This window comes from Mycobacterium sp. NGS67, assembly GCF_059812185.1.
The window spans coordinates 1-18,588 of record NZ_JCALCF010000044.1 but is presented as its reverse complement, the minus strand read 5'-3'; the positions used below and the strand labels follow the sequence as shown (position 1 = coordinate 18,588).

Sequence of the window (18,588 nt, the reverse complement as noted above, 5' to 3'; positions counted from 1 at the left end):
CGGTGTGCCTCTTTTTGAGTTTTGGTGAAACTCTTGTGAAACTCTTTGGGCAGTACCAGTCAGGTGTCATCGAGGAAGGGGGGCCGCGACCGATGTTGAGCATGGATTTCGGCGCGCTGCCACCCGAAATCAATTCGGCCAGGATCTATGCCGGTCCCGGGTCTGCACCGCTGCTCCAGGCGGCGGCGGCATGGGAACGGCTGGCCGGCGAACTGCACGCGACCGCGGAGTCCTATGCCTCGGTGATCTCGGGTCTCAACGCCCAGGAGTGGCTGGGGCCGTCCGCGTTGTCGATGGCCGCCGCGGCCACCCCGTACATGGCGTGGATGCGGGCCACCGCAGCCCAGGCCGAAGAGGCCGGCGCCCAGGCCCTGGCCGCTGCGACCGCGTACGAGACGGCCTATGCGGCGACGGTCCCGCCCGCCGAGATCGCCGCCAACCGCAGCAGCACGATGTCGCTGGTGCAGACCAATATCTTCGGACAGAACACCCCGGCCATCGCGACCAACGAGTCCTATTACGGCGAGATGTGGGCGCAGGACGTGGTGGTCATGGACGGCTACGCCGGCAGCTCGAAAGCCGCCGCCGAGTTGTCGCCGTTCACCCCGCCGCCGGCGACCACCGCTGACAGCGCGCTGCCCGGGGAAGTCGCGGCCGCCGCCGCCGCGGCACCGGCGGCGCCGGCGATCCCGTTGCCGAGTCCGTTCGAGGACCTGGACCTGCTGGTGCTGGCCACCGCGGGCCTGGCGGGAGCCAGCTTGATCGTCGCGCTGGGTCAGTTCAGCGAGGAAGTGCGTAGCGACGAAGTCCAGGAAGAAGAGCTCGAAAAGGGCAACGAGCTCGAAGAAGACGAACTGGAGAGTGGCGAGCGCTTCGGCTTCACGCCGCCCCGGGGTCAGCTGACGCCGCGGCCCCTCACCGGGGCGGGAGCCGCCGCGCTGACGGGCACGTCGGCCAATCTCGGCGGCCTCTCGGTGCCGCAGAGCTGGTTCATGCCGCCGGCAGCGCGCCAGGTCGCCGCACTGTTCCCCGGCACGACTCCGCTGGTGATGACGGGCGGGCCGGACGGCGGCTACGCGGGCATGGCGGCAGCGGGTATGGCCGGCGTCGGGCTGGCCGGCATAGCGGCGCGGGGCGGTGCGGCCTCGACCCCGACGCAGGCGGCCCCGGCGGCCAGCAGCACCGGCGCCGCCGCGACCCGGCCCGGGGCCCCCGACACCCCGGCGATTCCAGCCGCGGCCGCCGCGGCGCAGTTCCCCGGGTTACCGCAGGGGCTGCCGCCCGGCGTGGTTGCCAACCTGGCGGCAACGCTGGCGGCGATCCCCGGGGCGACGATCGTCGTGGTGCCGCCGAAGGATTAGGGCTGGCCGGGCAACAGCCGCACCATCAGCCCGTTGCCCTCGGCCAGCACGTTCTGGTCGGCGTCGACGATCTCGGCGGACACGAACGCTTTGCGGCCTTCGGTGCGGGTGACCCGCCCGCGGATTACCAGCGGCTGGTCGATCGGGGTGATCCTGCGGTAGTCGACGTGCAGGAAGGCGGTTCGGCTGATCGGCCGGCCGGCGGCGTGCGAGATCATGCCGAACATGTGGTCGAACAGCAGTGGCAGCACTCCGCCGTGCACCGCCATGTTGCCGCCGACGTGAAAGCGGCTGAAGTGACCGGTCATCTCGACGCCGTCGGGACCGTAGCGGGTCAGGTCCCACGGCGGCATCAGCAGGCTGCCCATGCCGGGCAGATCCGGCGTCCGCCCGGCCGGCGACTTGCCCTCGGCGGCCTGGAAAGGCTCGAGCAACGCGACCAGCGCGGCGGCGTGTTCGGCGGCCCGGTCCCACACGTCGTCGCTCGGGTCGGCGGACACGGCCAGATCCTGAACCGTCCGCATCGACGTCACGAATCTGCGGAACCCTTCCCCTGGCTCGGCGACCCCGTATTCGGGAAAGCCGCCGTGGTGTTCGTAGTCGGGATCCTCGCTGGTGGGGTCCGGCTCGGTCACGGACGCGCCGCCAGGACGTCGCGGCGCACGATGGTCTGATCCCGTCCCGGACCGACACCGATGCACGAAACATGCGCCCCGGCAAGCTCTTCCAGCCGCAGCACGTAGTCGCGCGCCTTGGCCGGCAGGTCGTCGAACTCGCGCGCCGCCGAGATGTCCTCCCACCAGCCCGGCAATTCCTCGTACACCGGCTCGGCCTTGCACAGCAGGCTCTGGGTCATCGGCATCTCGGAGGTCTGTTTGCCGTCGATCTTGTAGCCCACACACACCGGTACCGTCTCCAGGCTGGACAGCACGTCCAGCTTGGTCAGGAAGTAGTCGGTGATGCCGTTGACCCGGGTGGCGTAGCGGGCGATGACGGCGTCGAACCAGCCGCAGCGCCGGCGCCGGCCGGTGGTGACGCCGAATTCGCCGCCCGTCTTGGACAGGTACTCGCCGTTCTCGTCGAACAGCTCGGTCGGGAACGGACCCGAACCCACCCGGGTGGTGTAGGCCTTCAGGATGCCCAGCACCGTGCTGATCCGGGTCGGACCGATGCCGGACCCGACGGCGGCGCCCCCGGCGGTCGGGTTCGACGACGTGACGTAGGGGTAGGTGCCGTGGTCGACGTCGAGCAGCGTGCCCTGAGAACCCTCCAGCAGCACCGTCTCCCCCGCCTCCAGCGCGTTGTTGAGCAGCAGCCGGGTGTCGGCGATGCGGTGGGAGAAACCTTCAGCCTGCGCCAACAACGCCTCGACGACGTGCTCGGGTTCGAGCGCTTTGCGGTTGTAGATCTTGACCAGGATCTGGTTCTTGAGCTCCAGGGCGGCTTCGATCTTGCGCGCCAGTTGCTCGGGGTCGAGCACGTCGGCCGCGCGGATCCCCATCCGGGCGATCTTGTCCTGGTAGCACGGGCCGATGCCGCGGCCGGTGGTGCCGATCTTCTTGCTGCCCATGTAGCGCTCGGTGACCTTGTCGATGGCCACGTGATACGGCATCAGCAGGTGGGCGTCGGCCGAGATCAGCAGCTTGGAGGTGTCCACGCCGCGGTCTTCCAGACCCTTGAGTTCGTCGAGCAGCACGCCGGGGTCGATCACGACGCCGTTGCCGATGACGTTGGTGACCCCGGGTGTCAGCACGCCCGACGGGATCAGGTGCAGCGCGAAGTTCTCCCCGGTCGGCAGCACGACGGTGTGCCCGGCGTTGTTGCCGCCCTGGTAGCGCACCACCCACTGCACCCGGCCACCGAGCAGATCGGTGGCCTTACCTTTGCCCTCGTCGCCCCACTGGGCGCCGATGAGGACGATTGCCGGCATGACGTGCTCCCAACTCGTCTCGCAGGTTGGGCCCCTTATGGTGGTCCAGCCGGTGACCTACCCTACCCAGCGGTATGCGAGGAGTGTCATGAATGCGCCCGGTGTTGCGGTGTTGCCGTTCGACGAACGCGAGCCGCCACGCCCGCTGCGGGGGCTTGCGACGGGTGGGCTCGACGATGTCGACGCACTGATCCAGACCAGCGGGCGCTTGGTGGTTGTCGGCTCGGACGCCGACCTGGCCGTCGTGTTGACCCGGCTGCTGCGCCTGGACCGGCTGGACGTCGAAGTCGCCTACGCGCCGCGGCGACGCACCCGCGCCACCCGCGCCTACCGGTTGCCGGCGGGTCGCCGCGCGGCCCGGCGCGCGCTACGGCGCGGTGCCACCCGGGTGCCGCTGATCCGCGACGAGACCGGGACGGTGCTCGTCGGGCGGGCCAGCTGGTTGCCGGCCGACGGGTCGATCACCGGTGAAGCCGTCGTGGACGACACCGTGCTGTTCGACGGCACCGCCGCCGAAGTGTGGATCGAACCGACGCTGGGGCTGCCGGGCCTGCGCGCCACCGTGGCCGGGCGCCGCCGATGGGTCAGCGGCCGCGCCGCGCAACTGGGCACGACCGGCGCAAACGTGCTGCGTGACGGCGTCCCGGCCCCACGCGGGGTGCGCCGATCGACGTTCTACCGCAACATCGAGGGCTGGCTGCTGGTCCGGTAGTTTCGACCGGTGCGACCCAGCCCGATCTTCCTCGGCCTGGTCGGGTTGACCGGCGTCGGTGCCGGACTGGCCTGGGCGGCCGGGTCCACGGTACGGCCGCTGGCCTACGCCGGAGTGTTCGTGCTGGTCATCGCGGGTTGGCTGGTGTCGTTGTGCCTGCACGAATTCGGGCACGCCTACACCGCCTGGCGGTTCGGCGATCACGACGCGGCGGTGCGCGGCTATCTGGCGCTGGATCCGCGGCGCTATACCCATGTCGGGCTGTCGCTGGTGCTGCCGATGGTGTTCATCGCGCTGGGCGGGATCGGATTGCCCGGTGCCGCGGTGTACCTGCGGACCTCGTTCATGACACCGGTGCGCCGCACCTTGGTCAGCCTGGCCGGTCCGGCGGCCAACCTGGTGCTCGGGGTGCTGCTGCTGGCGGCCACCCGGTTGACCTACGACCCGGCGCACCGGGTGCTGGCCACCGGGCTGGCGTTCCTGGGGTTTCTGCAGCTCACCGCGGTGTTGCTGAACCTGCTGCCGATCCCGGGACTGGACGGCTACGACGCGCTGGAGCCGCACCTGAGTCCGCAGACGCAGCGCGCGGTGGCGCCGGCCAAGCAGTGGGGCGTGTTCCTGCTGCTGTTCCTGCTGTTGTCGCCGGTGCTGAACCGGTGGTTCTTCGGCAGCGTCTACGCGCTGTTCGGCCTGTCCGGGATCTCGCCGCGGCTGGCGATGACGGGCGCCGCGCTCACGCGGTTCTGGGGTTCGCTGTTCTGAGTCTTGTCATATATGCGTGTTTACGCATATATTGCTGGGCATGGGTGCCGGACACAGTCACACTCCCGCCGGGGCGGACGCGTCGCGGATGATCCCCCGGATGGTCGTCGCCGCCGGCATTCTGGCGACGTTCTTCGTGATCGAGCTGACCACGTCGCTGCTGATCAACTCCATCGCGCTGCTGGCCGACGCGGGCCACATGCTCACCGATGTGGTCGCGGTCTTCATGGGCCTGGCCGCCGTCGTACTGGCCCGCAAGGGCAGCTCGTCGCCGGAGCGCACCTACGGCTGGCACCGCGCCGAGGTGTTCACCGCGGTGGTCAACGCCGCGCTGCTGGTCGGTGTGGCGGTGTTCATCCTGTACGAGGCGGTCGACCGGCTGGGCGGGGCGCCGGCGGTGCCCGGTGTGCCGATGATCGTGGTGGCGCTGGCCGGCGTGGCCGCCAACTTCGCGGTGGCCATGCTGCTGCGGTCGCATTCCGAAGCGAGCCTGGCCGTCAAGGGCGCCTACATGGAAGTCGTCGCCGACACCGTCGGCAGCATCGGCGTGCTGGTCGCCGGGATCGTGACCGTGACGACCCGCTGGCCCTACGCCGACGTGGTGGTCGCGGTGCTGGTGGCGCTGTGGGTGCTGCCGCGCGCGATCGCCCTGGCCCGCGCCGCGCTGCGGATCCTGTCCGAATCGTCGCCCGCCCACGTCGACGTCGAGGAATTGCGCGCGGCGCTCGGTGCGCTCGACGGCGTCACCGAGGTACACGACCTGCACGTCTGGACGCTGTCGCCGGGCAAGGACGTGGTCACCGCGCACCTGACCAGCGGCGGCGACGCCGCCCGCGTGCTGCGCGAGGCGCGCGCGGTGCTGGCGACCCGCGGACTCGACCACGCGACCGTTCAGATCGACTCCCCGGACGGTCACTGCGCGGAGACGTACTAGCGCCCCTGTTAGAGACCCAGCGCCGTGCGGGCCTGCGGGTCGCAGTCGTCGAGCAGGTCCAGGCACCGCCGAAACTCGTCGGTCTCTCCGATGGTGTCGGCGGCGCGCGCCAGGGCGGCCACGCACCGCAGGAACCCCCGGTTGGGTTCGTGCTGGTAGGGCACCGGGCCGAACCCCTTCCAGCCGTTGCGGCGCAGCTGGTCCAGACCCCGGTGATAGCCGGTGCGGGCATAGGCGTAGGCGGTGATGGCGCGGTCGTCGGCCAGCGCCTCTTCGGCGAGTGCGGCCCAGGCCACCGACGCCGACGGGTGCGCGGCGGCGACGATGCCCGGATTCTCGTTGGCGAGCAGCTCGGCTTCGGCCTCGCTGTCCCCCGGCAGCAGGATCGGATCAGGTCCGAGAAGGTCACCCATCGACGTCATGGGGGTCATTCTGCCAAGCGGGTCGCTAAGCTGCTTCTATGCCCAACGCACCCGAGCCAGAACGCGACGGCACCGGTGACGACGTCAGCCAGCGGCTGGCAGCCAGCGAGGCCGAAACCGAGACGCTCAAACTCGCCAAACGGCAGCCGGAGGCGGCCACCGAACCCGTCGGGCCCGACGACCAGCCCGAGCGGCGCTTCACCGCACCTGGTTTCGACGAAAAGGAAACCCAGGTGATCGCCACCGCCCCGGAGGCGCCCACCGAGGCCTTCCAGACGCGTGCCGCACCGAACACGCCGTCGGCCGCGCCCCCGCCGCCGCCGAAAGCGGCTGTGCCGCAATCGATTCCCGCTCGCAGCGGTGGCAAACAGCCGACCAAGACCCGCAATTGGGGCTGGGTGCTGGCCATCGTGGTGATCGTCCTGGCGCTGGCGGCGATCGCGATCCTGGGCACCTTGATCCTGACCCGCAACAACAATTCGAAGGCGTCGCAGGAAGACCAGGTCAAACAGACCATCCAGGGCTTCGACATCGCCGTCCAGCGCGGCGACCTGACCGCGCTGCGCGGCATCAGTTGCGGCACCACCCGCGACGGCTACCTGGAGTACGACGAGAAGTCGTGGTCAGATACCTACCGCCGGGTTTCGGCGGCCAAGCAGTATCCGGTGATCGCCAGCATCGACCAGGTGGTCGTCAACGGTCAGCACGCCGAGGCCAACGTCACCACGTTCATGGCCTACGACCCGCAGACCCGGTCGACACGCAGCCTGGACCTGCAGTTCCGCGACGACCAGTGGAAGATCTGCCAGTCACCCAGCAGTTAACCCGCGCGAGCAGACGCAAAAGCCCCCAATTTCCTTGCGAAATGGGGGCTTTTGCGTCTGCTCGGCACTATGAGGTGACCGACTTGCCGGCGCAGTGCAGGTCGTTGCATGCCTCGATGACACGCTCGGCCATCGCCGCTTCGGCCTTCTTCAGGTAGCTGCGCGGGTCGTAGACCTTCTTGTTGCCCACTTCGCCGTCGACCTTGAGCACGCCGTCGTAGTTGGTGAACATGTGCGCGGCCAGCGGGCGGGTGAACGCGTACTGGGTGTCGGTGTCGACGTTCATCTTCACCACGCCGTAGCGCAGCGCCTCCTCGATCTCGGACTTCTCCGACCCGGAACCACCGTGGAAGACGAAGTCGAACGGCTGCGCGTCGTCGGCCAGACCGAGCTTGGCCGCGGCCACCTTCTGACCCTGGGCCAGGATGTCGGGGCGCAGTTTGACGTTGCCCGGCTTGTACACGCCGTGCACGTTGCCGAAAGTCGCGGCCAGCAGGTAGTGCCCGTGTTCGCCGTGACCGAGCGCGTCGATGGTCTTCTCGAAGTCCTCCGGCGTGGTGTACAGCTTGTCGTTGATCTCGTTGGCGACGCCGTCCTCCTCGCCGCCCACCACCCCGATCTCGATCTCCAGGATGATCTTGGCGTCCGCCGCCGCCTTGAGCAGTTCCTTTGCGATTTCCAGGTTCTCGTCGATCGGCACCGCCGAGCCGTCCCACATGTGCGACTGGAACAGCGGGTTATCCCCTTTGCCGACCCGTTCCGACGAGATCGCCAGCAGCGGGCGCACGTAGCCGTCCAGCTTGTCCTTCGGGCAGTGGTCGGTGTGCAGCGCGACGTTGATCGGATACTTGGCCGCGACGACGTGGGTGAACTCGGCCAGCGCCACCGCACCGGTCACCATGTCCTTGACGCCCAGTCCGGAACCGAACTCCGCGCCGCCGGTGGAGAACTGGATGATGCCGTCGCTGCCCGCTTCGGCGAAGCCCTTGAGCGCCGCGTTGACCGTCTCCGACGAGGTGCAGTTGATGGCCGGGAAGGCGTAGGCGTTCTCCTTGGCACGTCCGAGCATCTCGGCATAGATCTCGGGGGTTGCGATGGGCATGGAACGGCTCCTCCTAGACGACTGGCCTACCCAGTATGACAACGCCGGTATGTTGAACCACCATGAGCACCACCCTGGCGGCCCTGCCGAACATCCTCGACCCCATGTACTGGGTCGGACCGCAGGGATTGTTCGCCTCAGCCGTGCTGCCGACCATCCTGGTCATCGTCTTCGTCGAGACCGGACTGCTGTTCCCGCTGTTGCCCGGCGAGTCGCTGCTGTTCACCGGTGGATTGCTGGCCGCGCATGGGACGCTGGACATCCGGGTGCTGGCACCCGCCGTGGCGGTGGTCGCCATTCTTGGTGACCAGACGGGATACTTCATCGGCCGCCGGATCGGGCCCGCGCTGTTCAAGAAGGAAGACTCGCGGTTCTTCAAGAAGCACTATGTGACCGACTCGCATGCGTTCTTCGAGAAGTACGGGGCGTGGGCGATCATCCTGGCGCGGTTCATGCCGTTCGTGCGGACATTCACCCCGGTGATCGCCGGCGTGTCCTACATGCGGTATCCGGTGTACCTGGCGTTCGACATCGTCGGTGGCATCCTGTGGGGCGCCGGGGTGACGATAGCGGGCTACTTCCTGGGCAACGTGGAATTCGTGCACCACAACCTGGAGAAGATCATCCTGGGCATCCTGTTCGTGTCGATGATCCCGGCGTTCATCGCGGCCTGGAAGGGTTACCGGGGCCGACGCCGCAGCGCGCAGGCGACCGCCGAAGACGAAGCGGATCCGCTGACGTTATCCGACTGACGCGACGCGGTGCGCGGCCTCCATCAGCATCCAGCCCGACAGCTGCACCGACAGGTCCCGCTCGGGGATCTCCGAGCTGTTAACCGCGCCCTGGACGAACTGCGCCTCCTGACCGGCCGCTTTGGGGATCTCGGCGTCGCGGTCCCAGAACGCGCCGAACACCGGTAGCCCGTCCACGGTCTGGCGGTAATCCCATGCCGACTTCGCCGACGACAGCACGATCTTGGCGGCGGTGTCCCGGGCCGCGACGTCCTCGGCGGCGTCGCCCGGCAGGTCGGTGGCGACCAGCGCCAGGTAGCGCGCGGTGATCCCGGCGAACAGGCCTCCGTCGCCGCCACCGCCACCCTTGAGCACCCCGGCCGGCGCCATGTGCTCGTTCACCGCGGCGACCAGGCGGTGCACCCGCGGCCGGTGCCGGTCGTCGTGGGTGCGTTTGGCGAGCTCGGTTTCCAGCCCCAGCACCACACCCTGGCAGTAGGTGTACTGCGGGCGGACCAGCGAACCGTCCTTGATGCCGTCGAACACCAGATGTGTCTCCGGGTCGATCAAGGTTTCGTCGAGCCAGTCAGCCATCTGCTGGGCACGCCGCAGGTGCCCGTCATAGCGGGCCAGGAAGATCCCCGCGGGGCCGTTGGAGGGAGCGTTGAAGAATCGTTCGCCGCCTTTGCGCCACGGGATGCCGCCGCCGTCTTCGGGCGCCCAGGCGTCGAGGAACTGCCTGGCGAGTTTGGGCAGCGCCCGGCTGCGTTCGACGTCGACGAGCCGGGCGGCGCGCTCCAGCGCCAGCGCCAGCCACGCCATGTCGTCGTAGTAGCTGTTGGTCCAGCGGAAGGTGTTGCGCAACCGGTGTGACCGGACCTGCCGGTTGATCCGGGTGTGCCGTTGGGGTTGCGGGTCGCGCAGCTGGGCGTCGATCAGGCAGTCCAGCAGATGCGCCTGCCACCAGTAGTGCCAGGTGCCGAACAACCGGTCGCGGCGAGCCGACGGCCACGCGACCACGCCGAGCTGGGTGCCGGGCAGTAGCCAGACCCGGCTCAGGTGCCGTTGCGTGACAGCGGTTTCGGAGCTGGCGGCCCGGTTCGCCCATACCTGATCCATAGCTGTCGATCCTGCCTTACCGTCGCAGCGGGTGATCACCAGGCGCGGGTGAGGTCCCCGTGCTGCCGAATCCAGGCGTGCATCGCGATACCCGCGGCCACACCGGCGTTGATGCTGCGCGTCGAGCCGAACTGCGCGATCGACACCGTGATCGTCGCGCCGGTCCGGGTGTCGTCGGTGATGCCGGGCCCTTCCTGCCCGAACACCAGCAGGCAGTCGCGCGGCAGGGTGGTCTCTTCCAGCCGGGCGGCGCCGGGCACGTTGTCCACCGCGACCACGGTGAGGCCGGCGGTCGCCGCGAAGTCCATCAACTCGGCGGTGCTGTCGTGGTGGCGCAGCCGCTGGTAGCGGTCGGTCACCATGGCGCCGCGGCGGTTCCAGCGCCGGCGGCCGACGATGTGCACGGTGTCGACGGCGAACGCGTTGGCGGTGCGGACCACCGATCCGATGTTCGCGTCGTGCCCGAAGTTCTCGATGGCCACATGGAGCCGGTGGCGCCGTTTGTCGATATCGGCGACGATCGCCGCCCGGGTCCAGTACCGGTAGGCGTCGACGACGTTGCGAGTATCGCCGGCGCGCAACAGATCTGGATCGTAGCGGGGGTCATCCGGCGGGTCACCCGTCCAGGGCCCGACCCCACCCCCGGCCGGCGCGCCCCATTCGGTGGGACCCGGCTCGGTCACTTGGTGGTCCACACCGCGGCGTGGGTGCCGACGACCGCCACCGTCGCGTACAACAGCGCCTCGTTGATCTCGCCCTGGGTGCACAGGGATGCGCTGAGCTGCACAGCATCCCGCGACGCGTCGGGCAGAACCAGCACCGAGGACCCGTAGGTCGCGCAGCCCGGGCTCAGCGGCCGGCCGGACAGAGTCGGCGTAGCCAACAGCATCAGAGGTCCGCCGCGTTTGGCGGAGTCCTCGCGATACCGATCCGCCACCGCGTCGGCCTGCAGACCCAGCAGCATGTAGCCGTTGCCGTTGAACGCCGCCGGGTTACCCAACTGGGCCTGGGTCACCGGCATGCCGTCGGCGCGCCACGCCGACACACTGGTGGTCTTGACGACCAGTCCGGTGTCGCTCTCCTTGGTCGGCAACAGACCCACCGGGAACGCCGCCGGATAGGCTGCCGCGGTTCCGGCGATCCGATCGCGCGGGGAGTAGACGTACATCCCGCGAACGGCGCTGCGTTCCTTCAGCGGCCCCAGGCACACCGTGCCGGTGAGCCGGTCCGGCGGCGCCTTCAGTGGTGACGTGACGTCGCGGACCTTGGTCATCGCCTCGTCGCAGCTGCCCAGCCCGGTCGCCTCCATCGGGTGCGACAGCGCGCCGTACAGACCGAACCGGATGTCTTCTGCCTTGGCGTGCGGCTGGTGCGCGTCCGTCGGCGACGCGTCGACGTCGACCAGCACATACTCGTCGGACCAACGCAGATTCGACACGGACATGTTCCAGCCCAGCACCGCCTGAGATTCCCCGAAGCGGGCGTTCTGCGCACCCCAGATCCGGCTCTTGTCCGACCCCGAGCAGCCCACCAGGCAGGCCAGCGCCAGGGTCAACGCCACGAGAAATCGCACCACCGCGGCCTAGCTCAACCCCAGATCGGCGAGACCCAGCACGCTGCGGTAGGGCAACCCCTCGGCTTCGATGGCCTCCGCGGCGCCGGTCGCGCGGTCCACGACGGTGGCCACGCCGACCACGTCGCCGCCGGCATCCTGGACGGCGCGCACCGCGGTCAGCGCCGAGCCACCGGTGGTGCTGGTGTCCTCCACCACCAGCACCCGCTGGCCGGACACCTCGGACCCCTCGATAAGTCGTTGCAGGCCATGGGCTTTCGCCGACTTGCGGACCACGAACGCGTCGATCGGGCGGCCCGGCGCGTGCATGACCGCCGTCGCGACCGGATCGGCGCCCAACGTCAGGCCGCCGACCACCGCGTAGTCCCAGTCCTGCGTGAGTTCGCGCATCAGCCGGCCGATCAGGGCCGACGCCCGGTGGTGCAGGGTGGCGCGGCGCAGGTCGACGTAGTAATCGGCCTCCTTGCCCGACGACAGCGTGACGCGGCCGTGCACCACCGACAACCGGCGCACCAACTCGGAGAGTTCGGCGCGCGGCTCAGGTTCGGCCACTGCCACTGCCGAATCGCTTGGTCACGGCGCGCGCCAGCCGTCGCGGCATTGCGCGTCCCGTGGCGACCAGGAACTTGTACTCGACGCCGGGCACACTGATCACCTTGCCGCGGGCGACGTCGGCGAGACTGTCGCGGACCACATCGTCGACCTCGAGCCACATGAACGACGGCACCTCGGTCATGTCGATTCCGGCGCGACTGTGGAACTCGGTGCGCACGTAGCCCGGGCAGACGGCATGCACTCCGACACCGGTGCCCTGCAACCCGTTGGCCAGTCCTTCGGTAAACGAGATGACCCAGGCCTTGGACGCGGAGTACGTCGAGCCCCGGCCGGGCAGCAGGCCGGCGACGCTGGCGATGTTGATCACGGTGCCGGCCCGGGCATCGAGCATGGCCGGCAACGCGGCCCGGGTCAGATGCATGACCGCGGTGACGTTGACGTCGAGCTGTTTCTGCAGGTCCGCGGGGTCGGCGTCCCAGAATTCACCGGACGTGCCGAAGCCGGCGTTGTTGACCAGGACGCGGACCCCGTCGGCCAGCCGCTCGGCGACCTTGTCGCGATCGGCGCCCACCGCCAGGTCCGCGCGCAGAATCTCGATGTTGCCGGCTTCGGACTGCAGCTCGCCGGCCAACTGCTGCAGCCTTTCTGCATCCCGGGCAACGAGAACGAGGTCGTAGCCGTCGCGGGCGTAACGGCGGGCATATCCGGCACCGATGCCCGAAGTGGGCCCAGTGATCAACGCGACAGGTCGGGGCATCGGCGCTCAGTGCTGGTAGTTGCTGGCCTGGTGGCCGTTGCGGCCCGTCCGCGGCGGACGCCGAGCGGTTTCGGGCTCGGCGGCGCGGCGACCCGGCTCGGGCAGGATCCCGGCGGCCGGGTCGGGTTGGGCACGTCGCGACGGCAACTCCGCTCGGGCCGCCGAGGCGAGCGGTCGGCTGGGGGCACGCCGGCCCTCGGACTCGCCGGTCTCCTTGGTGGTCTCGGCGGGCAGCGGCGGCAACACCCGCAGCAGGTCGTTGAACTGGCGGACCGTGCGCAGACCCTCGTCCCACTGGGCGCGCGTGCTGGCGATCGGCATCGCCACCAGTGTCCAGTGCTGCTCGTTCCACATGATCTCGGCGCAGTCGGGTGCGGTGTGGGCGAAGGTGACCATGCGCCGGTCGCAGGCCCGCCTGGCCGCGTCGAGATTGGTGGAGTAGACCATCCGGGGTCCGATCGCGCCGAGCAGCCAGATGTCGCTCTCGCGCGGCTCCTTGAGACCCTTCAGACGCAGGTCGACCACCACGTTGGTGCCGACCTTGCGGTGCAGGGCGATCACCGTGGCGACTTCCTCGAGGTCGAAGATGTACACCGCCTCGCCCCGGATCTGCCCCAGCACGACGTTCTGCGCGGGCACATCACCGACCGTCGACATCACCCCGCGCTTCCAGCGGTGCAGGATGTCGGTGGATTCGCGTTCGTAGTCGAAGCCGTGTGACCTGGCCCAGGACCTGCGGCGCCGGCTGCGTCCGCGGCGTCGATCGATGTCGACGTACAACAGCACCGCCGCACCGACGAAACACAGTGCGGACAAGGTGAACCAGAGCGGGACCATCGGAGGACAGCTTATCTGCTGTCTGGTTCGAACACAGAATCCGAGCTGGTCACAACCACGTCACAGGGTAGCGTCGAGCGACGCCCCAGGGGGTGGCGGTGAGGTGGCGCGAGCAGACGCGAAAGCCCCCGAAAACGGTCGTTTTCGGGGGCTTTCGCGTCTGTTCACGCCGTGGGACTCAGCCCAGAACCAGCGAGTCGCCGTCCGCGCTGACGTTGACGGGCACCACGTCGCCGTCGTGCACCTCACCGGCCAGCAGCATCTTGGCCAGCTGGTCGCCGATGGCCTGCTGAACGAGCCGGCGCAACGGCCGCGCCCCGTACACGGGGTCGAAGCCGCGCTGGGCCAGCCACTGCTTGGCCGGCAGCGACACCTCGAGCTGCAGGCGCCGCTGGGCGAGCCGCTTGGCCAGCTGGTTGAGCTGGATGTCCACGATCTGCACCAGTTCCTCGGGGTTGAGGCCGTCGAAGATCAGCACGTCATCGAGGCGGTTGATGAACTCCGGCTTGAACGCCGAGCGCACCGCCGCCATCACCATCTCCTCGGTGCCACCGGATCCCAGGTTGGACGTCAGGATCAGGATCGTGTTGCGGAAGTCGACCGTGCGGCCCTGGCCGTCGGTCAACCGGCCCTCGTCGAGCACCTGCAACAGCACGTCGAAGACGTCCGGGTGGGCCTTCTCCACCTCGTCGAACAGCACCACCGTGTAGGGCCGGCGGCGTACCGACTCGGTCAGCTGACCGCCCTGGTCGTAGCCGATGTAGCCGGGGGGCGCACCGACCAGCCGGGCCACCGAGTGCTTCTCGCCGTACTCGCTCATGTCGATGCGGACCATGGCGCGTTCGTCGTCGAACAGGAAGTCCGCCAACGCCTTTGCCAGCTCGGTCTTACCGACGCCGGTCGGGCCCAGGAACAGGAACGAACCCGTCGGCCGGTTGGGGTCGGCGACCCCGGCCCTACTGCGGCGCACCGCGTCGGAGACGGCCTGCACGGCCTTCTTCTGCCCGACGACACGCTTGCCCAGCTCGTCCTCCATGCGCAGCAGCTTGGCGGTCTCGCCTTCGAGCAGCCGGCCGGCCGGGATCCCGGTCCACGCCGACACCACGTCGGCGATGTCGTCCGGACCGACCTCTTCCTTGAGCATCACGTTCTCGCGGGCCTCGGCCTGCGGGATCGCGGCGTCGAGCTTCTTTTCGAGCTCGGGGATGCGGCCGTAGCGCAGCTCGGCGGTCTTCTCGTAGTTGCCGTCGCGCTCCGCGCGCTCGGCCTCGCCGCGCAACGCTTCCAGCTGCTCCTTGAGTTCGCGGACGACGTCGATGGCGTTCTTCTCGTTCTGCCACCGGGTGGTCAGCTCGGCCAGCTTCTCCTTGTAGTCGGCCAGCTCGGCGCGCAGCTTGTCCAGCCGTTCGCGCGACGCCGCGTCCTCTTCTTTGGCCAGCGCCATCTCTTCGATCTCCAGCCGGCGCACCAGCCGCTCGACCTCGTCGATCTCGACCGGACGGGAGTCGATCTCCATCCGCAACCGGCTGGCGGACTCATCGACCAGGTCGATCGCCTTGTCCGGCAGGAAACGGGCGGTGATGTAACGGTCGGACAGGGTGGCGGCGGCCACCAGCGCCGAGTCGGTGATGCGCACCCCGTGGTGCACCTCGTAGCGGTCCTTGAGTCCGCGCAGGATGCCGACGGTGTCCTCCACCGACGGCTCGCCGACGAACACCTGCTGGAAGCGGCGCTCCAGCGCGGCGTCCTTCTCGATGTATTTGCGGTACTCGTCGAGCGTCGTGGCACCCACCAGCCGCAGTTCGCCGCGGGCCAGCATGGGCTTGATCATGTTGCCGGCGTCCATCGCCGATTCGCCGGTCGCGCCGGCGCCGACGATGGTGTGCAGCTCGTCGATGAAGGTGATGATCTGCCCGGCGGAGTTCTTGATGTCGTCGAGCACCGCCTTGAGGCGCTCCTCGAACTCGCCGCGGTACTTGGCGCCGGCCACCATGGACCCCAGGTCCAGGGAGACGACGGTCTTGTCGCGCAGGCTTTCCGGCACGTCGCCGGCGATGATGCGCTGGGCCAGGCCCTCCACGATGGCGGTCTTGCCGACGCCGGGCTCGCCGATGAGCACCGGGTTGTTCTTGGTGCGCCGCGACAGCACCTGCACCACGCGCCGGATCTCGTTGTCGCGGCCGATGACCGGGTCGAGCTTGCCGTCGCGGGCGCGGGCGGTCAGGTCGGTGGAGTACTTCTCCAGGGCCTGGTAGGTGGCCTCGGGGTCGGCGCTGGTCACCCGCGCGCTGCCGCGGACTTTGACGAACGCCTCACGCAACGCCTGCGGGGAGGCGCCGTGCCCGGTCAATAGTTTGGCGACGTCGGAGTCGCCGGTGGCCAGGCCGACCATCAGGTGCTCGGTGGAGACGAACTCGTCGTCCATCTCGGTGGCCAGCTGCTGGGCGGTGGTGATGGCCGCCAGCGACTCCCGGGACAGCTGCGGCTGGGAGCTGGCGCCGCTGCTCTGCGGCAGTCGGTCCAGCAGCCGCTGGGTCTCGGTGCGAATGGCGGCGGGCTCCACGCCGACAGCCTCCAGCAGCGGCACGGCGATCCCGTCGTTCTGCGTCAGCAGCGCCATCAGCAAATGAGATGGCCTGATCTCGGGATTGCCGGCGGACGACGCCGCCTGCAGTGCCGACGTCAGGGCCGCCTGCGTCTTGGTTGTCGGGTTGAAAGAGTCCACGACACCTCCGTTCGGGTCTTGATGAAAAATCTTGTCGGCTGGTACAACGCCGTCAAGGTTGAGTCTGTTCCGCTCAAGTCTAAACTCCCCCGGGCGAGCAGACGCAAAAGCTCCCGACACGCCGGGGAAAAAGGGGATTTTGCGTCTGCTCGCGCCAAGAAAAGGGGCCCCTAAAATTGGTGGGCGTGGGACTCGAGGACCGGGAGGCGTTGCAGACGCTGCGCGACGCGTTCACCGACGCCGAACTCGTCCACCGCTTCTATACCCGCTGGTTCGCCCTCGACGCCTCTATTCGCGACCTGTTCCCCCCCGAGATGGCCGGCCAGCGGGCCGCGTTCGGGCACGCACTGCATTGGCTTTACGGCGAACTGCTCGCCCAGCGCGCCGAGGAGCCGGTCGCCTTCCTGGCCCAGCTGGGCCGCGACCACCGCAAATACGGCGTGCTGCCAGCGCACTACACGACGTTGCGCAGCGCGTTGTCTGCGACGCTGCGCACCCAGCTGGGCAGCGCGTGGACGCCGGCCGTCGCCGAGGCCGCCGAACAGTCGCTGAACCTGTTCGCCGGGGTGATGAGCGGGGCCGCGGACTCCGACGACGCACCCGCCTGGTGCGACGGCACGGTCGTAGAGCACCACCGGGTGTCGCGGGACCTCGCGGTGGTGCGGCTGCGCCTGGACCGACCGCTGCGCTACCACCCCGGGCAGTACGTCAACGTGCACATTCCGCAGTGCCCGCGCCGCTGGCGTTACCTGTCGCCGGCCATCCCCGCCGACCCGGACGGTCAGATCGAGTTCCACGTCCGGGTGGTGCCCGGCGGCCTGGTCAGCAACGCCGTCGTCACCGAGACCATGCCGGGGGACCGTTGGCGGGTGTCGAGTCCGCACGGCGGATTCCACGTCGACCGCGACGGCGACGACGTGCTGATGGTCGCGGGCAGCTCGGGACTGGCCCCGCTGCGGGCACTGATCATGGATCTGAGCAGGTTCGCCGAGAACCCGCGGGTGCACCTCTTCTTCGGCGCCCGCTACCCCTGCGAGCTCTACGACCTGCGCACGCTGTGGCAGGTCGCCGCCCACAATCCGTGGTTGTCGGTCTCGCCGGTATCGGAGTACAACCGCGATCCGGCCTGGGCGGCCGAGTACCCCGACGTCTCGCCGCCGCGCGGACTGCACGTGCGCCAGACGGGCCGGCTGCCCGACGTCGTCACCAGGTACGGCAACTGGGGCGACCGGCAGATCCTGATCTGCGGCGGAGCCGACATGGTCCGCGCGACCAAGGCCGCGCTGATCGCCAAAGGCGCGCCCGCCGAACGCATCCAGCACGATCCGCTGTCGCGATAGGCCGCGGCGGATATCGCGGCGCACGCCCCGCGAGAACCGCGCCGAAAAGATCTGTGGATTTTTCGCGAATCGAACGCAATTCTGTGTCAGACGGCTGTTGAATAGTCATCTGCCGACACACGCGCCCGACGGGATATGCGGTTCCAGTTAGGAACAGGTGATGAGCTTCGCGGTGCTCCCTCCCGAGATCAACTCGGCGCGGCTACTGTTCGGCGCGGGCCTGGAACCTCTGCTGCGGGCGGCAGCGGCCTGGGACGGCCTGGCCGCCGAGCTGGGTCTGGCAGCGTCCTCGTTCTCCTCGCTGACCTCGGGACTTGTCGGCTCGTCGTGGCAGGGTGCGTCGGCGGTCGCGATGGCCAGTGCTGCGGCGCCGTATCTGGGTTGGTTGACGACGGCAGCGACGCACGCCGAGCAGGCCGGCACCCAGGCGCGGGTCGCCGCGGCAGCGTTCGAAGCCGCGGTGTCGGCGACCGTGCAGCCGGCGATCATCTCGGCAAACCGCTCCCAGTTCGTGTCGCTGGTGCTGTCGAACCTGTTCGGCCAGAACACCCAGGCGATCGCGGCCAGCGAAGCCCTCTACGAACAGATGTGGGCCCAGGACGTGGTCGCGATGTTCGACTACTACACCGGAGCCGCGGCCGCGGCGGCGGCCCTGGTCCCGTTCCCGGAAGGGTTGCTGAGCCTGCTGGGGGTCTCGGTTCCCGCCGCCGTCCCCAGCCTGGACGTCATCGCAGCCGCGGCCGCCCGCAGTTTCCGCAACCTCGGCTTCGCCGACATCGGTGTCGGCAACATCGGCAGCGGCAACATCGGCAACTTCAACATCGGCTCGGGAAACATCGGCAGCAACAACGTCGGCTTCGGCAACGTCGGCCCGGCGCTGACGGCCGCATTCGACAACTTCGGC

Annotated in this window: 19 protein-coding genes; 8 read left to right on the top strand and 11 right to left on the bottom strand. The window is 69.0% G+C overall.

Annotated elements, in window-relative coordinates; all coding sequences use genetic code 11:
- Positions 1–101 precede the first annotated feature (101 nt).
- Entirely contained in the window at positions 102–1,361 is a 1,260-nt protein-coding gene (locus tag AC5Y4D_RS25555) for a PPE family protein (RefSeq protein WP_499944772.1), read from the top strand.
- On the opposite strand, the gene AC5Y4D_RS25550 is transcribed toward AC5Y4D_RS25555, so the two are convergent.
- Both AC5Y4D_RS25550 and AC5Y4D_RS25545 read right to left on the bottom strand, forming a co-directional pair.
- Complete coding sequence (locus tag AC5Y4D_RS25550; RefSeq protein WP_499944628.1) at positions 1,358–1,996, bottom strand: PaaI family thioesterase; 639 nt, start codon at positions 1,994–1,996, stop codon at positions 1,358–1,360. The genes AC5Y4D_RS25555 and AC5Y4D_RS25550 overlap by 4 nt on opposite strands.
- Positions 1,993–3,291, bottom strand: a complete 1,299-nt coding sequence (locus tag AC5Y4D_RS25545; RefSeq protein ID WP_499944627.1) for an adenylosuccinate synthase — start codon at positions 3,289–3,291, stop codon at positions 1,993–1,995. Before AC5Y4D_RS25545 ends, AC5Y4D_RS25550 begins: the two co-directional genes overlap by 4 nt.
- Before the next feature lie 88 nt (positions 3,292–3,379).
- On the opposite strand from AC5Y4D_RS25545, the gene AC5Y4D_RS25540 reads away from it, so the two are divergent.
- From AC5Y4D_RS25540 to AC5Y4D_RS25530, 3 genes are read left to right on the top strand one after another with little or no spacing between them, the layout of a single operon-like run.
- Positions 3,380–4,003, top strand: coding sequence for a peptidase M50 (locus AC5Y4D_RS25540; RefSeq protein ID WP_499944626.1), 624 nt, complete (start codon positions 3,380–3,382; stop codon positions 4,001–4,003).
- A gap of 9 nt (positions 4,004–4,012) precedes the next feature.
- Positions 4,013–4,765, top strand: a complete 753-nt coding sequence (locus tag AC5Y4D_RS25535; RefSeq protein WP_500038549.1) for a site-2 protease family protein — start codon at positions 4,013–4,015, stop codon at positions 4,763–4,765.
- 40 nt (positions 4,766–4,805) lie between these two features.
- Complete coding sequence (locus AC5Y4D_RS25530) at positions 4,806–5,699, top strand: cation diffusion facilitator family transporter (RefSeq protein ID WP_500038553.1); 894 nt, start codon at positions 4,806–4,808, stop codon at positions 5,697–5,699.
- Positions 5,700–5,707: 8 nt separating this feature from the next.
- Here AC5Y4D_RS25530 and AC5Y4D_RS25525 read toward each other — a convergent pair whose 3' ends face one another.
- Positions 5,708–6,121: a DUF3151 domain-containing protein gene (locus AC5Y4D_RS25525; protein WP_499944623.1), complete on the bottom strand. Its 414-nt coding sequence runs from the start codon at positions 6,119–6,121 to the stop codon at positions 5,708–5,710.
- Between the two features lie 38 nt (positions 6,122–6,159).
- On the opposite strand from AC5Y4D_RS25525, the gene AC5Y4D_RS25520 reads away from it, so the two are divergent.
- Positions 6,160–6,945 carry an Rv0361 family membrane protein gene (locus tag AC5Y4D_RS25520; protein WP_500038548.1) on the top strand — a complete coding sequence of 262 codons (786 nt, stop codon included), beginning with the start codon at positions 6,160–6,162 and terminating at the stop codon, positions 6,943–6,945.
- 67 nt (positions 6,946–7,012) lie between these two features.
- Here the strand turns inward: AC5Y4D_RS25520 and fbaA are convergent, their stop codons facing one another.
- Positions 7,013–8,047 carry a class II fructose-bisphosphate aldolase gene (gene fbaA, locus AC5Y4D_RS25515; RefSeq protein WP_499944621.1) on the bottom strand — a complete coding sequence of 345 codons (1,035 nt, stop codon included), beginning with the start codon at positions 8,045–8,047 and terminating at the stop codon, positions 7,013–7,015.
- Positions 8,048–8,109: 62 nt separating this feature from the next.
- Here fbaA and AC5Y4D_RS25510 point away from each other — a divergent pair, with 62 nt between their 5' ends.
- Positions 8,110–8,799, top strand: a complete 690-nt coding sequence (locus tag AC5Y4D_RS25510) for a DedA family protein (RefSeq protein WP_499944620.1) — start codon at positions 8,110–8,112, stop codon at positions 8,797–8,799.
- On the opposite strand, the gene AC5Y4D_RS25505 is transcribed toward AC5Y4D_RS25510, so the two are convergent.
- The 7 genes from AC5Y4D_RS25505 to clpB form a co-directional block, all read right to left on the bottom strand.
- The gene (locus AC5Y4D_RS25505; RefSeq protein ID WP_499944619.1) at positions 8,788–9,897 is read right to left on the bottom strand and encodes a glycoside hydrolase family 76 protein; all 1,110 of its coding nucleotides are present in this window, start codon (positions 9,895–9,897) and stop codon (positions 8,788–8,790) included. The two genes, AC5Y4D_RS25510 and AC5Y4D_RS25505, sit on opposite strands and share 12 nt — an antisense overlap.
- A gap of 35 nt (positions 9,898–9,932) precedes the next feature.
- Positions 9,933–10,580 carry a TrmH family RNA methyltransferase gene (locus tag AC5Y4D_RS25500; RefSeq protein ID WP_499944618.1) on the bottom strand — a complete coding sequence of 216 codons (648 nt, stop codon included), beginning with the start codon at positions 10,578–10,580 and terminating at the stop codon, positions 9,933–9,935.
- Positions 10,577–11,470: a hypothetical protein gene (locus AC5Y4D_RS25495; RefSeq protein WP_499944617.1), complete on the bottom strand. Its 894-nt coding sequence runs from the start codon at positions 11,468–11,470 to the stop codon at positions 10,577–10,579. Before AC5Y4D_RS25495 ends, AC5Y4D_RS25500 begins: the two co-directional genes overlap by 4 nt.
- Before the next feature lie 9 nt (positions 11,471–11,479).
- Positions 11,480–12,022 carry an orotate phosphoribosyltransferase gene (pyrE, locus tag AC5Y4D_RS25490; protein WP_499944616.1) on the bottom strand — a complete coding sequence of 181 codons (543 nt, stop codon included), beginning with the start codon at positions 12,020–12,022 and terminating at the stop codon, positions 11,480–11,482.
- Complete coding sequence (locus AC5Y4D_RS25485) at positions 12,009–12,782, bottom strand: SDR family NAD(P)-dependent oxidoreductase (RefSeq protein WP_499944615.1); 774 nt, start codon at positions 12,780–12,782, stop codon at positions 12,009–12,011. The genes pyrE and AC5Y4D_RS25485 overlap by 14 nt, the downstream gene beginning before the upstream one ends.
- 6 nt (positions 12,783–12,788) lie before the next feature.
- Positions 12,789–13,619: a trehalose monomycolate transport factor TtfA gene (ttfA, locus tag AC5Y4D_RS25480; protein ID WP_499944614.1), complete on the bottom strand. Its 831-nt coding sequence runs from the start codon at positions 13,617–13,619 to the stop codon at positions 12,789–12,791.
- Positions 13,620–13,797: 178 nt separating this feature from the next.
- A complete protein-coding gene (gene clpB, locus AC5Y4D_RS25475) occupies positions 13,798–16,344 on the bottom strand; it encodes an ATP-dependent chaperone ClpB (protein WP_500038547.1) in 2,547 nt (848 codons plus the stop codon).
- 185 nt (positions 16,345–16,529) lie between these two features.
- Here clpB and AC5Y4D_RS25470 point away from each other — a divergent pair, with 185 nt between their 5' ends.
- Together AC5Y4D_RS25470 and AC5Y4D_RS25465 are read left to right on the top strand one after the other, a co-directional pair.
- Positions 16,530–17,684, top strand: a complete 1,155-nt coding sequence (locus AC5Y4D_RS25470; protein ID WP_500038546.1) for an FAD-binding oxidoreductase — start codon at positions 16,530–16,532, stop codon at positions 17,682–17,684.
- Between the two features lie 160 nt (positions 17,685–17,844).
- Positions 17,845–18,588: PPE family protein (locus tag AC5Y4D_RS25465; RefSeq protein WP_500038545.1), on the top strand; the 744-nt coding region annotated here is incomplete at its 3' end.

Bases quoted from the DNA above. Each gene is read 5' to 3' on its own strand.
- AC5Y4D_RS25555 (WP_499944772.1), top strand. From the start codon at position 102: ATGGATTTCGGCGCGCTGCCACCCGAAATCAATTCGGCCAGGATCTAT.
- AC5Y4D_RS25545 (WP_499944627.1), bottom strand. From the start codon at position 3,291: ATGCCGGCAATCGTCCTCATCGGCGCCCAGTGGGGCGACGAGGGCAAA.
- AC5Y4D_RS25540 (WP_499944626.1), top strand. From the start codon at position 3,380: ATGAATGCGCCCGGTGTTGCGGTGTTGCCGTTCGACGAACGCGAGCCG.
- AC5Y4D_RS25530 (WP_500038553.1), top strand. From the start codon at position 4,806: ATGGGTGCCGGACACAGTCACACTCCCGCCGGGGCGGACGCGTCGCGG.
- AC5Y4D_RS25525 (WP_499944623.1), bottom strand. From the start codon at position 6,121: ATGACGTCGATGGGTGACCTTCTCGGACCTGATCCGATCCTGCTGCCG.
- AC5Y4D_RS25520 (WP_500038548.1), top strand. From the start codon at position 6,160: ATGCCCAACGCACCCGAGCCAGAACGCGACGGCACCGGTGACGACGTC.
- fbaA (WP_499944621.1), bottom strand. From the start codon at position 8,047: ATGCCCATCGCAACCCCCGAGATCTATGCCGAGATGCTCGGACGTGCC.
- AC5Y4D_RS25510 (WP_499944620.1), top strand. From the start codon at position 8,110: ATGAGCACCACCCTGGCGGCCCTGCCGAACATCCTCGACCCCATGTAC.
- AC5Y4D_RS25505 (WP_499944619.1), bottom strand. From the start codon at position 9,897: ATGGATCAGGTATGGGCGAACCGGGCCGCCAGCTCCGAAACCGCTGTC.
- AC5Y4D_RS25485 (WP_499944615.1), bottom strand. From the start codon at position 12,782: ATGCCCCGACCTGTCGCGTTGATCACTGGGCCCACTTCGGGCATCGGT.
- ttfA (WP_499944614.1), bottom strand. From the start codon at position 13,619: ATGGTCCCGCTCTGGTTCACCTTGTCCGCACTGTGTTTCGTCGGTGCG.